Source organism: Streptomyces sp. NBC_00299, assembly GCF_036173045.1.
Taxonomy (GTDB): Bacteria; Actinomycetota; Actinomycetes; order Streptomycetales; family Streptomycetaceae; genus Streptomyces; species Streptomyces machairae.
In genome coordinates this window covers 151839-165636 of sequence record NZ_CP108039.1, presented here as the reverse complement: position 1 = coordinate 165636, position 13798 = coordinate 151839, and the positions used below count along the sequence as shown (strand labels likewise).

Genomic DNA, 13798 nt, shown 5'->3' with positions numbered 1-13798 from the left:
GTTCGATGCCTACGCGCAGCGCACCGAGGTCACCCTGCGACAAGCCCGGCGCTCCGGGCCCCGAATGAGCCACGCGGGGGCGGCGAGAGTGGAAGATCTGTGCGCCGACAGCGCCGAACCCCATGGGATTGGGCGTTGTCGCGGTCAGCTGGTCGCAGATCGTTCCGTGTCCGGGTCGGCTTCCCGGGTGGCGGCCCAGGTCGAGAGCAGACGCAGTCCTTCTTCGGAGGGTGAACCGGGCTCGGCGGTGTAGATGGTGAGGGTGAGGCCGGGAGCGGCGGCCATCTCCAGGCCCTCAAAGGCCAGGGAGAGGTCGCCGACGGCGTGGTGGTGGAAGTGCTTGGTGCCGGTGCCGTGGTGGCGGACGTTGTGCGCACCCCACCGGGTGCGGAAGGCGTCGCTGCGGGTGCACAGCTCCCCGACGAGATCGTGCAGGTCCTTGTCGTGGGGGTTGCGGCCGGCTTCCGCACGCACAATGGCGACGGTGACGTCGGCGAAGGCGTCCCAGTCCGGGTAGAAGCGGCGGGAGGCGGGGTCGAGGAAGGTGAAGCGGGCCAGGTTCTGCTGGTTGTCGGGTGTGGCATAGACGTCGGTGTAGAAGGCGCGGAAGAGCTGGTTGGCGGCGAGGATGTCCATCCGGCCGTTGCGGACGAACGCGGGTCCGGCGGTGATCGCGTCCAGGGTCCATTGCAGGCTGCGGTGGGGTGTCCACTGCCGGGTGGTGGCACGGCGGCGGGGGCGCGTGAGGGCGTCGGAGCCGTCGGCGGCCTGGGCCAGGTTCAGCAGGTGGGCGCGTTCGGCGTCGTCGAGCTGCAAGGCGCGGGCGAGGGCTTCGAGGACGGCCGGGGAGACTCCGGCAAGGTTGCCGCGCTCCAGCTTGGAGTAGTACTCGACGCTCATGTCGGCGAGGGCTGCGACCTCGCTGCGGCGCAGGCCCGGCACACGGCGGCGGGATCCGGAGGGTAGTCCGGCCTGGTCGGGGGTGATCTTCGCGCGCCGCGAGGTGAGGAACTCGCGGACCTCCTCACGGTTGTCCATGCCTTCGACGGTACGTCCCGCACGCAGCCATAGGGATGTACTGCCAGTACACCCCTTGTCAGTGACTCGCTGCGCGCGTGAAGAGCGGGTTACCTGGGAGGCGTGGTGCTTCTCTTTCCGGCCGCGAAGGCGGCGAAGGCGGAGTTCCGCACCCGGCTCGGGCGGTCCGCCATCCGTGCTCCGGGGTCCGCACCCTGTACCCGGTACGCAAAGGAACCTCTCATGCGCGGCGCAGTGATTCACGCTCCCGGCGACATCCGCTTCGAAACTCTGGGGGACCCGAAGATCCTCAAGCCGACCGACGCGATCATCCGCACGGCCGTGACGTGTGTGTGCGGGTCGGACCTGTGGCCGTATCGAGGTGCGGAGCCCACCGACGCGGCGCATCCGATGGGGCACGAGTACGTGGGCTTCGTGGAGGAGGTCGGGCCCGAGGTGACCGCGGTAAAGCCGGGCCAGTTCGTCGTCGGCTCGTTCGCGACCTCCGACAACACCTGTGCGAACTGCCGCAACGGGTTCCAGTCGAGCTGTCTGAACCGCGAGTTCATGTCCACCTGCCAGGCCGACTACGTCCGCATCCCCAACGCCCAGGGCACGCTAGTCGCCACCGACGGCGTGCCGGACGAGCGGTTCTGGCCTGGATTGCTGGCCGTCTCGGACGTGATGGGCACCGGCTGGTGGGCCGCGGAGGCTGCCGAGGTCAAGTCCGGCTCGACCGCCGTCGTGGTCGGTGACGGTGCGGTCGGCTTGTGCGCGGTGATCGCCGCCAGGGAACTGGGGGCGGAGCGGATCATCGCCATGTCCCGCCATGAGTCCCGGCAGAAGCTGGCCCGCGAGTTCGGGGCCACCGACATCGTCGCCGAGCGCGGCGAGGAGGGCGTCGCCCGGATCAAGGAGATGACCGGCGGGATCGGCGCGGACAGTGTGCTGGAGTGCGTCGGCACCGCCCAGTCCATGCAGCAGGCTCTCCAGTCGGCCCGCCCCGGTGGCAATGTCGGCTTCGTCGGCGTCCCGCACGAGGTCGCGATCGACGGGCAGGAGCTGTTCTTCTCCCACGTCGGTCTGCGCGGCGGACCCGCCCCCGTACGCCGCTACCTGCCCGACCTCATCGACCGCGTCCTGACCGGCGCGATCGACCCGGGCAAGGTCTTCGATCTCACCCTCCCCCTTGACCAGGTCGCCGAGGGCTACAAGGCCATGGACGAGCGCCGCGCCATCAAAACCCTCCTCACTCCCTGACCTACCTGCCCACGCTCACCCGCACGAGGAGAAACCGTGCAGATCACCCGCAGTTCGATCGACACCGCCAAGGGGCCGGCCGACTGGTTCACCGGCGACGTCTACATCGACGCCGTCGCCTCAGCACCCGCCCCGTCCCGGGTCACCGCCAACTTGGTGCACTTCATGCCTGGCGCCCGCACCCACTGGCACCGCCACCCGCTGGGCCAGACCGTCTTCGTCACCGAAGGGGTCGGCCTGTGCCAGCGCCGGGGTGGACCGGTGGAAGTCATCCGGCCCGGCGACCGCGTCCTGTTCGAGGCCGACGAGGAGCACTGGCACGGAGCCGCGCCGAACCGGCTGATGGTCCACGTGGCCATCAACGAGGGCGACGACGACCACGCCGTCGTGCACTGGGTGAGCCCAGTCACCGACCAGGAATACGCCGCCGCACCGGCCACCGGCTGATCCGGGACAGGTCCGTCGACCTCACTCACGCCCTGCCCCTGACCCGCTGCGGCTGGCCGCCTTCCCTCGCCTCGTATCTCTCTTCGCTCAAGGACTCACCATGACCACGTTCGCATTGGTCGGCGCAGGCCCCGGCCTGGGACTGGCTGCCGCCCGCCGATTCGGCAAGGCAGGCCACAGCGTCGCCCTCCTCGCCCGCGACAACGATCGACTCAACGAACTGGTGGCGGCACTGGGCAGCGACGGAATCCGTGCCCGCGGCTACTCTGCCGATGTCCTCGACCTCGACTCGCTGACCGCGGCCCTGCACACGGCGGCCGTGGATCTGGGCCCCGTGGAGATCTTGCAGTACAGCCCGGTGCCGCGGGCGGACTTCATGAAGCCGGTGCTGGAGACCAGTGCCGCCGACCTGGATGCTCCGCTGTCGTTCTCCGTGAAGGGCCCTCTCACCTGCGTGAACGCTGTTCTGCCTGGTATGCGGGAGCTCGGGAGGGGCACGCTGTTGTTCGTCAACGGCGGCAGCGCGGTGCACCCGAAGCCCAGCGTGGCCGGTACTTCGATCGCGTTCGCGGGTGAGAGCGCCTATGCGGCGATGCTCCACACCGCGCTCGCGCCGGAGAACATCCACGCCGCGCAGCTCATCGTCCCCGGGGCGATCAGCCCCGCCTCCGAGCACTCCAGCCCCGAAGTCCTCGCCGAGCGGCTGCACGGCCTGCACACCGACCGCAAGGGCTTCCGCCACTACGCCGAGCCCATGCCCGAGCCGTAGAACGGCACCCCTTGACATCCACCCTTCGCCGGGCCCTGACCGCCACCGCCACCACCGGCGTACTGCTGCTGTCCGCTACCGCCTGCTCCGACGACTCACCGGCCGAGCAGTCCTCCTCCACAACCTCCGCCTCATCGTCCGCCCCGGCGTCCGGGCAGCCGCAGCCTTCGGCCTCGGCGAGCCCGTCCGGCTCAGACAGGAGCACCCCGATGGACATCCGCATCACCATCGACGGCCGGCCCGTCGACGCGGCCTTGAACGACAGTCCTGCTGCCCGTGACCTTGCCTCCCTGCTCCCGCTCACCCTGGACCTGGAGGACTTCCACGGAACCGAGCGGATCGCCGACCCGCCGAGGAAGCTGACCACCGAGGACGCCCCCGAACCGCAAACACCGAAGACCGGGGACCTCACCTACTACGCCCCCTGGGGCAACCTCGCCATCTTCTACAAGGACGGCCCCTCCGCCTCCTCCGACCTGCTGATCCTCGGCCACATCGACGCCGACACCGACCTGCTGTCCGGGGCCGACCGGATCACCATCGAGGCTGCCTCCTGACCTCGCCCACCACCACTCTTCGTACGGGAAGAAGTTTTCGCATGCCCTCCGCCACCGAGCGCGCCCGCGACCGACTGCCCTTCGTCGTCTGGGTGCTCGCCGCCGGCACGTTCCTGATGGGCACCACCGAGTTCGTCATCGCCGGCCTGCTGCCCGAGATGGCCGTCGACCTGAATGTGAGTGTGTCGCACGCAGGTCTGCTGATCACCGCGTTCGCCGTCGGGATGATCGTCGGTGGGCCCGCGATGGCCATGGCCACCCTGCGCCTGCCCCAGCGCCACACCCTTGTCGGCGCACTGGCCGTCTTCGCTCTCGGCCACGTCGTCGCCGCGCTCAGCTCGTCCTTCACGGTCGTGCTGACCGCCCGCGTGGTGACCGCCCTGGCCACCGGCGCGTTCTGGGCTGTCGGCTTCGTGATCGCCACCATCGCCGCCGTGCCCGCGAGCGCCACGCGGGCGGTCGGCGTGATGATGGGCGGCCTCACGCTGGCCAACGTCGTCGGCGTGCCGATCGGCTCGTTCGTGGGCCAGTACACCGGCTGGCGCGGCCCCTTCTGGGCCCTGGCCGTCCTCGCCGCCCTGGCTGCCGTCTTCGTCGGGCGGTTCATCCCCCGTATCGAGCGGCGGACAGAGGTGTCGGTGCGGGCGGAGGCACGGGCCCTGCGGCAGGGCCGGCTGTGGCTGGCGCTCGGCGCTGCCGTGCTGATCATGGGCGGAGTGCTGGCGACGTACACGTACATCACACCGCTGCTGACCGACCGGGCGGGCATCCCGGCCGGCGCCGTGCCGCTGGTCCTGATCGCCTTCGGTGTCGGCGCGCTGGGCGGCACCGCCATCGGCGGCCGTCTCGGGGATCGCCGCCCGATGACCACGACCATCACCGCGGCGGCTGCCACCGCCCTCATCCTGCTGGCCCTGATCCCGGCCTCGAACAGCCCGGTTGCCGCGATCGCCCTGGTCTTCGGCATGGCACTGACCGGATTCACCGTCAACCCGGTCGTCACCTCCCTCGCCGTCCGTTTCGCCGGGGACGCGCCCACCCTCACCTCGGCGTTGACCACCTCCGCGTACAACACCGGCATCGCCGCGGGTTCGGCCCTTGCGGCCCAGGCGCTGGACTCCTCGCTCGGGCTGACCGGACCAGCCCTGACCGGCGCGGTCCTCGCGGCACTCACCTTGCTGCCACTGATCGCCCTCGCTCTCAGCGGCACCACCCGCCCCTCCCGGATCGTCGCCCACCACACCACTGGCACCGGTGAACCGCAGCAGGCTGCCGATCCAACCGCGACGACCGGGCACTGAACTCCACGTCTGTACACCTTTGTTGGGAGCACTCGTCATGAATCCCACCTACGACTTCTCCGAACAGGTCGCCTTTGTCACCGGTGCCAGTTCCGGCATTGGCCTGGCCACCGCCCGCGCCTTCGCCGCCTCGGGGGCCGCCGTCACGCTCGCCGACATCAACGAGGGCAGCGTCAACGCCGCCGCCAAACAGGTTGCCGGCGACGGCCAACAGGTCCTCGCGCTGGTCTGCGACGTCACCGACGAGGACCAGGTCGCCGCCGCCGTCGACCGCACCGTGGAGACGTTCGGGAGGCTCGACATGGCTTACAACAACGCCGGGATCATGCCGCCGCCCACCGACGCCGCGGACGAGAGCGCGGAGCAGTTCGACCGAGTCCAGGCCATCAACCTGCGCGGCATCTGGGCGAGCGTGAAGCACGAGCTGCGCCACATGCGTGCCCAGGGCAGCGGAGCGATCGTCAACTGCTCCTCCCTCGGCGGTCTGGTCGGCAACCCCGGCCGCGCCGCCTACCACGCCGCCAAGCACGGCGTGATCGGCCTGACCAAAAGCGCCGCCCTCGAATACGGCTCCCGCGGAGTCCGTATCAACGCCGTCTGTCCCGGCACGATCAGCACCCCGATGGTCGACGCCATGGTCGAAGGCGGCGAACTCGACCGCAGCCAGGCCGCAGCGGGCCAGGCCATCGACCGGCTCGGCACCGCCGACGAGATCGCCCAGGCCGTCCTGTGGCTGTGCAGCGACGGCGCCGGCTACGTCACCGGCACCGCCCTCCCTGTCGACGGCGGCTACACCGCCCAGTGACCACCCCCGGGACGGGCCGTCACCAGCCCCCGTCCCGGTCCCGCTCTCGTACAGCCGAACCGAACCCGCGTAAGCCACTTGGCCGCCAAGAGGCCATGCCGCCATGCCCCGCAAGGGCGCTACCGCTGTGCTGTTGACCGTTTCCACGACGCGAAGGTCTCCCCACATGCCCACCGAACCCGTCCCGCAGGATTCCCTCGCCGTACCCGCCGACCCGGAGTCGCGTACAGCGCCGACCCGGCGCACCTTCATCGCCACCGGTACGGCCGTCGGCACCGCCGTGGCCGCCGGCGGCGTCCTCGGCACCGACCTCCTGGCCCAGCCCGAAGGCCGCCGCCTTGGCGCCATCCAGCCGCCTCACCGTGACCGTCAATGGCACCCGCCACACGGTCACGGTCGACAACCGCACCTCCCTGCTGGACCTGCTGCGCGAGCACCTGGGCCTGACCGGCTCGAAGAAGGGCTGCGACGCGGGCGCCTGCGGGGCCTGCACCGTCCTGCTCGACGGACGCCGGCAGAACGCCTGCCTCACCCTCGCCGTACGGACCCAAGGTGCCGAGGTCACCACGATCGAGGGGCTGGCCGACGGCGACCAAATCCATCCGCTGCAACAGGCGTTCATCGACCAGGACGCCTTCCAGTGCGGCTACTGCACCCCGGGCCAGATCCTTTCCGGCGTCGCCTGCATCCAGGAGGGCCACAGCGGCTCCCGGGAGGAGATCGCCGAATGGATGAGCGGCAACATCTGCCGCTGCGGCTGCTACCCGAAGATCGTGAACGCCGTCCAGCAGGCCGCCGATCGGTCTTGACCTCGGCGCACAGACACCCGAAGAAACCGCCATCTCCATCACCGCAGAGATCACCGCCCACACCCACGGTGCCACCGGCCAAACCCCTCGCACACGGCCACGGAGCCATTCACCCGCCGCCCCGCCCTGCGCTCGCGATTCAGGGCTCAGTGGTGAGGATGCGACCCACCCCTGAGACGGCAGCCAGACAGGCCCCGTGGAGTCCATGAAGCTGACGCCGCTCATGTCGGCGACGATGCGGGGGCCGGGAGGAGTGGTGGCGTCAAGGGCTTTGCCGTGGGAGTTCGCTGGTCTGCTGATCGATCTCGCCGGTGGGGGAGACTACGCGGATGTCGGCGTTGACGGTGGTAACGACCGACAGCAGGCCCCAGTTGGACAGCTTGTTCCGAACCCGTCGTTTCTTCCTCAGCCATGTCGGTGATACTGGCCCGCCCGGAGTTCGTCCCAAGTGCTGCCCGCATCGCTCGGGTGAACCCTTTGGATGCGACGGGTCACGGTCATGTCGCACGCCTGCTCGCAATCCGTTTCCACATCCCTGCGCCTGGTGTGTGACACCACGCATGCGTCCTCCGGGCCCGCAGGCCGGAGGACGCACACCGGGGCTTCTTTCCGAACCCCGCCTTGCGCGAGTAGCCAGCGCTTGGGTTGCTCACGCCTGGTGGCATCCGAAGAGACGGGGTGAAGCCCGGGGTATGTTCCGCAGCGCCTGGTGGTGAGGTGAGGCGGACTTCGCTTTCCCGATGGCCAAGAGCGGCGGGTTCGCGGTCGACTCGACGCGGACCTCCTCCAGGTCGAGGCTCGTCTCCTCTGCGCACCACGACGTCGGTCATCTGAGGCAGCATGGTGCGCACGGCTTCCCGGTCGAGGGGGTTCCGTACGGGATCAGCCGGGTCGTCAAGGGCCGTTGACGCCGATGGCTGATCATCGTCTCGAGCTGCCCGCGCGCCAGCGGCCGCTGTGGCGTGAAGGGCGCAGGACTCGCCGCCGTTATCGGCGCCATCGTCGCAGCTCTCGGGACAGGGGGGTGACGGGTGCCACCGCCGCGCTCCTCAGCGGCAGCACGGCCCGCCGACCGGTCTGCGTACCCCGTGAACCCCCTTGACTACGAAACTGCTTCTCGGCGAGCGAGAGGTGCGTCAGGGCAGGGGTACGGAGCGATCCCGTCACGGCACATGGCGCGAATACTCAAGCACGTTGCCCTTCTCCGAGGGACGTGAAATCGCCGATGGCGGGCATCCGGGTATTCCCTGAGGAGAGGATGCCATGAGCATGACCGACCGTTCGCTGTCCAACGAGCCACAGCCCGGCTGCCCCTGTTGCTGCAAAGCGGTAGATCGCAGAACCCCGGAACCGCAGGAACCGGAACCGGAACGGGAACGTCTGAATCGCAGGTGGAACGAGATCCTGCAGGAGACAAGGGTCGCGCAGACCGGCGTGCAGATTCTCTTCGGTTTCCTGCTGAGCGTGGCGTTCACTGCGCACTTCCACAAGTTGGAAACCTTCGATCACGTGGTCTACGTGATCACTGTGATACTCGGAGCCTCCGCTACTGGGGCGCTGATTGCTCCGGTGTCCATACACCGGCTGCTGTCCGGGCAACGCATGAAAGACCACATCGTCAGGGTTGCAGGCAGGCTGATGGTGTTCGGAATGGTGCTTCTCGCGTTGACGATCGGCGGCACGCTACTGCTTCTCCTCCACGTCGTCGTGCCGAGCCTTCTCGCCGAATTGCTGGTCGGCGGTGTCATGTTGTGGTTCGCCATGTGCTGGTACGGACTGCCTGTCTGGCTTCGCCGACGCTCCGCTCGCGACGACCAGGCATAAAAGCACGGCGAGTTCGGTAGTTCCGGGAAGTCCCGGGTATCCGACATGGACATCTGCTCGTCAGTGGCATCGGCGCCTTCGCCCCTGCCCGTCGCGCATGGCCTCGTGTCCTGAGGGCAACCGACAGACACGTCTCACGTTCAGGAGTCGCATTATGATGATCGTCGGAATCGTCGCGCTGTGCGTCGTTCTCGCGCTTCTCGCCTTCCTCCTACCTCGTCTGTCTCACCATCCGCAACGCGGCACCCAGCGCACACTCGGCGCCGGAGCACGGGCCGGCGGGAAGGCCCCCGGCTTCCTGGGGCGCGTTCTCAGTAAGCCCTTCCGCAGCAGTTCCAAGGCTGCCGGCCGCAGCGGTTCGGCTGGTCGACGGGCCCGCGGCCGCATGCCGTTCTGACCGGTGCATGTTTCCTCGCGAGCGTCACAGGCTCCATGCTCCTCGCCGTTGGAGTACCAGGACGCGTGCAACGCGCTGATCGAGATGAACATGTCCCTCGTGCCTTCGCCCGCCGCAGTGCGGCTGGCCTGGCAGCCTTGCCGCTGCTTCGGAACACATGTGTGGTCAGGCGTGCGGGTGGTTCGCCGGTCAGGGTGTACAGGGTCCACGGGGCGCTGACGGCTTCGGGCCACCGCTTTCGTGCCGCCTACCGGCGTGTTCCCACCTCCATCCGTACGAGTCGGCACGGGAGCCTCGTGCGTTGCGCAAGGGCTCACTGACACCAAGTCGCTCCGACAATCGGCCGCCGACGCGGGCATGACGATCACCACGCGAGTGGTGAAGACTGGATAGATGCGACCTCACGCCCCAGGCGGACTCCTGTTCGTAGCGCTCGGTCTCATCCTTGTCGTCGCCGGCTACGTCTGGAGAGGACATGTCCTGCGTCCCCTCTCGGCGAAACGCGCCCAGGCAGCCGTGATCCGGGATCGTTCCAGCAACCTGCTGCGCTCTGCGGACATGGCAATCGCCGGAGCGCGTCGACGGGCCGCACACGGCGAACCGGCCATCGTCACGGTCGGAGACGTGACCAGGGTGGCGCGCCAGCACTACGGGTACCTCTTTGTGGAGCGCGAAGAAGCAGCTGCCGCCCTCCGCCAGCGCTATGAGGCTGCCGACTGCCGGGTGGACTGCATGACCGACGCTTTCAACTGACTGCCTCCCCGGCAAGTGCTTGACGCCAGAGGCGCCGGAGCTGTCACCTGATAGGTGGTCACGCTGAATATGCTCATTGATCGAGATGAACATGTCCTCGGTCCGTTTCGCGGCAGGGCGGTTCCGCAGCCGTGAGCCGGAGGAGATGGAGGACATCGTTCAGGTTGGCATGATCGGTCTGATCAGGGCTATCGACCGGTTTGAGCTGACCCAGGAGGTCGAGTTCACCTCCTTCGCCATCCCCTACATCGTGGGGGAGATCAAGCGGTTCTTCCGTGACACCACCTGGGCCGTGCACGTCCCTCGCCGGCTTCAGGAAGCCGCGTCTAACTGGCCCGCGCCACCGAGGAACTCCGCAGCCGCCTGGGCCGCACGCCGACAGTCAAGGAACTGTCGGAGCTGATGAGTCTGCCCGAGGGCGAGGTCATCGAGGCCCGCCTGGCCGCCAACGGCTACAACTCCTCCTCCCTGGACGCCGCGGTCAGCTCCAGCGATGACGGCGAGAGCGTCCTGCAGGACTTCATCGGTACCGAGGACCAGGCGCTGGAGCTGGTGGAGGACTTCCATGCCCTGGCTCCGCTGATCGCCGAACTGGAAGAGGGGGACCGGCAGATCATCCACATGCGGTTCGTGGAGGAACTCACCCAGGCTCAGATCGGCGAGCGCTTGGGCGTCTTGCAGATGCACGTCTCCCGGCTGCTGTCGCGCGGGCTTGGGCGAGCGATGTGTCCGTGTGCCAGGCGGTGCTGTGTCGCAGGGGCGCCGCAGGGTCTCGTTCGTACGATGACCGATTATCCAGCGGTGTGATCATAGGACTCTTCCCGTGGGTCGTTCCTTGTCGTTTCATCGAGGTTGTCGCTATCGCATAATTTCGTTTACCCGCTGTCGCCTTGTTCATGATGCGCTCCGGTTACACGGCGCGATGCTGACTCGGTCTTCGAACTTGCCGGTCGCGGCAGTCTGAATCATCAAGCGGATCAGACTGCACCTGTCGACACCGGACGGTCAGAGCGCGAGCAAGGCGCGGTTGCTTGCTGAATTGAGAAGGGCCTTCCCGGATTGTTACCGGGAGGGCCCTTCTGCAGGGTACGTCAGTGCCTGAAGGCGTCCTTGGCCTTTTCCTTCGCGTCACGGGCGTCACCCGTACTCTTTTCTGCCTGTCCCTCGGCGGCCATGCGGTCGTTGCCGGTGGCGCTTCCCATGGCTTCCTTGGTCTTGCCCTTGGCCTGCTCGGTCTTCGCCTTGGCCTTCTCGTCGGCAGTCATGGAACATGCCTCCTGGTAGCGTTTGGTGTCACCATCGCGCTAAACCCACGCGTGCCCCAGCCTTGCCTTCATAAACAAGGTGTTACGCGGGAATGAGTGGTGAATGTCCGGGCAGTCGGAGGGCAGGAGGTCGATAATTATGGTTCCCCTGCTTCTTGTTCTGCTTCTCGCGGTAATCCTTTTCGGCGCCGGCTTCGCCGTCAAGATCCTCTGGTGGGTGGCCCTTGCCGTCCTGGTGGTGTGGCTGCTCGGCTTCGTCATGCGCTCCACCAGCGTCGGCGGTGGCCGCGGCCGCTGGTATCGATGGTGATCTGAACTTCGCGCGCACCCCTCGTCGGGCCCGGCCGTCATGGGCGAATTCCAGGGGTCGTTGCAACACGTGATCACTGACGTGTAGTGGCGAGCAGTTTAGCCAGACGCTCGGCTGGGGGTTTCCCAGCCGAGCGTCTTGCGTGGGCGGCTGTTGAGTTCGGTCGCGACGGTGTCAAGGTGGTCTCGGGTGTGCCCGGACAGGCTGCTGCCCTTGGGGAAGTACTGCCGCAGGAGGCCGTTCGTATTCTCGTTCGAGCCTCGCTGCCAGGGGCTGCCAGGGGCTGCCGGGGTCGCAGAAGTAGACCGGCATGTCCGTGGCGATGCTGAAGGCGTGGTGGGCGGCCATCTCGGCGCCCTGGTCCCAGGTCAGGGACCGTTTCAGGTGAGGCGGAAGAGTCTGGACCGTGTCGACCAGGGCATGGCGGACGGCGGCAGCTCCGTGGCCGTTGGGAAGGTGCACCAGCATCAGGTAGCGAGTGCTGTGTTCGACCAGGGTGGCGATGGCGGAACGGGAGCTGCTGCCGATGATGAGGTCGCCCTCCCAGTGTCCTGGGACGGCTCGGTCAGCGGCCTCAGTGGGCCGCTCGCTGATCATGACCATCGGGTGGGGGAACCGCTTCCTGCGGCGTGCCGAGTGGCGATGAGGCCTGCGCACGGCGCGTCCCGTGCGCAGGGCGCGGGTCAGTTCTCGCTTCAGTTCACCGCGGCCCTGGACGTAGAGCGCCTGGTAGACCGTCTCGTGGACCACGTGCATCTCCGGCCGGTCGGGGAAGCGCCTGCGCAGAGCGTGGCAGATCTGCTCGGGACTCCAGCGCAGGGTCAGGTGATGCTGGACGAAGTCCCGGAGCTCCGGGTTCTGGCCGATCTTCCCGACCTTCGGCCGAGGCCGACGCCGGACCGCTCGCCGATCGGCCGCATGCGGTCGGTAGTACCACTGGCCGCTGGGCAGGACCGTGCGGTTGCGGCGGATCTCCCGGCTGATCGTGGACGGACTGCGTCCCAGCTCGGCGGCGATCGTGCGGACGGATGCCTTCTCCCGGAGCCGGTCGGCTATGTGGATCCGGTTGCTCTCGCCCAGGTAGCGCGAAGGGCCATCATTCCCGGGCTCTCGAACGGCCACCGGCTCTGGGTCCTCGGTGTAGCGCCACGGCCCCCTTTCCACGAGGGGCGGTGCCGCCTTGTTCTTCCCGGACGCCTGCCGGCCGTTACGCCATCGCCTGCCTGTCCGGTCGTTGATGCCAACGATCCGACAGGCGTCCACATCAGGAATTCCTTGATCCACGAGCAGAAGGTATGTCTCCCGCTCGCGGCTCAACTTCTTCGGCCCCTGTGGCCGTCGGTCCGCCCGAACCTCGAAGTCCATCGCATCCCCTGAGCTGGGGTGTTGCGACGACCACTAGAACTCAAGTCCACCGGGCCCTCACCGCTGCCAGCCAGACACCGTGCTTCGAAGGCCGCATCGTCCCCAAGACGTTCGCCAAGAAGGCGGCCAAGTTCCTCGCCCAAGACGGCGTCGTATTCTTCGACAACCCCGACGCTCTCCTGATCCGCATTCAAACGAGACAACGCGCTCTGCGAACCCGACCTCGGAGCAACCGCCCCCAGGCAGTACGACTGCCGCCCCGGCTGCGGCAACGCCGTCCGCACCGACACACACGCTCGCCTCCTGCGCGAGCGAGTCGACGAAATCGACAAGCTGGCCGCCCACACGCCAGAGCCCATCGGCAAGCGCCTGCGAACCAACGCCGACCAGCTCCGGGCCACCGCCGACACCCACGATGCTGCCGCCCAGACCGCCGAGGCCCTGGCATGAATCAGGACCACCAAGACGAACGGACCCGCATCCGCGGGGCAATGGACCGGCTCCTCACCGGTCAGGCCACCGTCTCCAACGGAAGCATGACCGCGGGCGCCCTCGCCGCCGAAGCCGGCGTCCACCGCATGGCTCTCTACAAGAGACACGTCGATCTGAAGCGCGAGTTCGAGGAACGCGTCCGCAAGGAGACCAGGCAGATTCCAGAAACGGAGAACGACTCAGAGACACCGTCACCAAACTCAAAAGGACCATCGCGAACCAGAAAGCCGAGATCGTAGAACTCCGCCAACTGGTAACCAACCTCACCCTTGCCAGCGCCGTTCTCACCGAAGAAGAGAAGAGCGCGTCAACGAACCCCGTCACGGCTCGTGACAACGTCATCCCGCTTCACCCACCCACCACCTGAGAGCCCCACCCACACAGGGCCGCCCCGGTCGACTGAACACCGGGGCGGCCCCGTCCTGTT

Annotated in this window: 13 protein-coding genes and 4 pseudogenes; 14 read left to right on the top strand and 3 right to left on the bottom strand. The window is 67.8% G+C overall.

Annotated elements, in window-relative coordinates; genetic code table 11:
* Positions 1-144: 144 nt before the first annotated feature.
* On the bottom strand, positions 145-1281 hold the full coding sequence (locus tag OHT51_RS00800) for a helix-turn-helix transcriptional regulator (protein ID WP_328876912.1): 1137 nt from the start codon (positions 1279-1281) through the stop codon (positions 145-147).
* Here OHT51_RS00800 and OHT51_RS00795 point away from each other — a divergent pair.
* From OHT51_RS00795 to OHT51_RS00735, 12 genes and pseudogenes are all read left to right on the top strand, one after another.
* Complete coding sequence (locus OHT51_RS00795; protein ID WP_328876911.1) at positions 1261-2277, top strand: zinc-dependent alcohol dehydrogenase family protein; 1017 nt, start codon at positions 1261-1263, stop codon at positions 2275-2277. The genes OHT51_RS00800 and OHT51_RS00795 overlap by 21 nt on opposite strands.
* Positions 2278-2313: 36 nt before the next feature.
* Entirely contained in the window at positions 2314-2724 is a 411-nt protein-coding gene (locus OHT51_RS00790; RefSeq protein ID WP_328876910.1) for a (R)-mandelonitrile lyase, read from the top strand.
* Positions 2725-2824: 100 nt separating this feature from the next.
* Complete coding sequence (locus OHT51_RS00785; protein ID WP_328876909.1) at positions 2825-3493, top strand: SDR family oxidoreductase; 669 nt, start codon at positions 2825-2827, stop codon at positions 3491-3493.
* Between the two features lie 11 nt (positions 3494-3504).
* A complete protein-coding gene (locus OHT51_RS00780; protein ID WP_328876908.1) occupies positions 3505-4050 on the top strand; it encodes a cyclophilin-like fold protein in 546 nt (181 codons plus the stop codon).
* Positions 4051-4091: 41 nt separating this feature from the next.
* Positions 4092-5351, top strand: coding sequence for an MFS transporter (locus tag OHT51_RS00775; RefSeq protein WP_328876907.1), 1260 nt, complete (start codon positions 4092-4094; stop codon positions 5349-5351).
* A 37-nt stretch (positions 5352-5388) separates the two neighbouring features.
* Positions 5389-6156 carry an SDR family NAD(P)-dependent oxidoreductase gene (locus OHT51_RS00770; RefSeq protein ID WP_328876906.1) on the top strand — a complete coding sequence of 256 codons (768 nt, stop codon included), beginning with the start codon at positions 5389-5391 and terminating at the stop codon, positions 6154-6156.
* 166 nt (positions 6157-6322) lie between these two features.
* Positions 6323-6965, top strand: a pseudogene (locus OHT51_RS00765) ((2Fe-2S)-binding protein).
* A 740-nt stretch (positions 6966-7705) separates the two neighbouring features.
* Complete coding sequence (locus OHT51_RS00755; RefSeq protein WP_328876905.1) at positions 7706-7873, top strand: hypothetical protein; 168 nt, start codon at positions 7706-7708, stop codon at positions 7871-7873.
* 355 nt (positions 7874-8228) lie between these two features.
* Positions 8229-8789 (top strand): DUF6328 family protein, encoded by a 561-nt coding sequence (locus OHT51_RS00750; protein ID WP_328876904.1) that lies wholly within the window; start codon positions 8229-8231, stop codon positions 8787-8789.
* Between the two features lie 154 nt (positions 8790-8943).
* The gene (locus tag OHT51_RS00745; RefSeq protein ID WP_328876903.1) at positions 8944-9186 is read left to right on the top strand and encodes a DUF6411 family protein; all 243 of its coding nucleotides are present in this window, start codon (positions 8944-8946) and stop codon (positions 9184-9186) included.
* 393 nt (positions 9187-9579) lie between these two features.
* Positions 9580-9939: a hypothetical protein gene (locus tag OHT51_RS00740; protein WP_328876902.1), complete on the top strand. Its 360-nt coding sequence runs from the start codon at positions 9580-9582 to the stop codon at positions 9937-9939.
* A gap of 73 nt (positions 9940-10012) precedes the next feature.
* Positions 10013-10659, top strand: a pseudogene (locus tag OHT51_RS00735) (SigB/SigF/SigG family RNA polymerase sigma factor); the annotation flags it as partial.
* A gap of 371 nt (positions 10660-11030) precedes the next feature.
* Here OHT51_RS00735 and OHT51_RS00730 read toward each other — a convergent pair.
* A complete protein-coding gene (locus OHT51_RS00730; RefSeq protein WP_328876901.1) occupies positions 11031-11204 on the bottom strand; it encodes a CsbD family protein in 174 nt (57 codons plus the stop codon).
* A 139-nt stretch (positions 11205-11343) separates the two neighbouring features.
* Here OHT51_RS00730 and OHT51_RS00725 point away from each other — a divergent pair, with 139 nt between their 5' ends.
* Entirely contained in the window at positions 11344-11514 is a 171-nt protein-coding gene (locus tag OHT51_RS00725; protein ID WP_328876900.1) for a hydrophobic protein, read from the top strand.
* Positions 11515-11587: 73 nt separating this feature from the next.
* Here OHT51_RS00725 and OHT51_RS00720 read toward each other — a convergent pair.
* A pseudogene (locus tag OHT51_RS00720) lies at positions 11588-12879 on the bottom strand (IS30 family transposase).
* Positions 12880-13325: 446 nt separating this feature from the next.
* On the opposite strand from OHT51_RS00720, the pseudogene OHT51_RS00715 reads away from it, so the two are divergent.
* Positions 13326-13738 (top strand): annotated as a pseudogene (locus OHT51_RS00715) (hypothetical protein).
* The last annotated feature ends 60 nt before the right edge of the window (positions 13739-13798 follow it).

Excerpts from the sequence above, each read along its gene's own strand:
- OHT51_RS00745 (WP_328876903.1), top strand. The coding sequence starts at position 8,944 with ATGATGATCGTCGGAATCGTCGCGCTGTGCGTCGTTCTCGCGCTTCTC.
- OHT51_RS00755 (WP_328876905.1), top strand. The coding sequence starts at position 7,706 with ATGGCCAAGAGCGGCGGGTTCGCGGTCGACTCGACGCGGACCTCCTCC.
- OHT51_RS00775 (WP_328876907.1), top strand. The coding sequence starts at position 4,092 with ATGCCCTCCGCCACCGAGCGCGCCCGCGACCGACTGCCCTTCGTCGTC.
- OHT51_RS00795 (WP_328876911.1), top strand. The coding sequence starts at position 1,261 with ATGCGCGGCGCAGTGATTCACGCTCCCGGCGACATCCGCTTCGAAACT.
- OHT51_RS00725 (WP_328876900.1), top strand. The coding sequence starts at position 11,344 with ATGGTTCCCCTGCTTCTTGTTCTGCTTCTCGCGGTAATCCTTTTCGGC.
- OHT51_RS00785 (WP_328876909.1), top strand. The coding sequence starts at position 2,825 with ATGACCACGTTCGCATTGGTCGGCGCAGGCCCCGGCCTGGGACTGGCT.
- OHT51_RS00740 (WP_328876902.1), top strand. The coding sequence starts at position 9,580 with ATGCGACCTCACGCCCCAGGCGGACTCCTGTTCGTAGCGCTCGGTCTC.
- OHT51_RS00750 (WP_328876904.1), top strand. The coding sequence starts at position 8,229 with ATGAGCATGACCGACCGTTCGCTGTCCAACGAGCCACAGCCCGGCTGC.
- OHT51_RS00730 (WP_328876901.1), bottom strand. The coding sequence starts at position 11,204 with ATGACTGCCGACGAGAAGGCCAAGGCGAAGACCGAGCAGGCCAAGGGC.
- OHT51_RS00770 (WP_328876906.1), top strand. The coding sequence starts at position 5,389 with ATGAATCCCACCTACGACTTCTCCGAACAGGTCGCCTTTGTCACCGGT.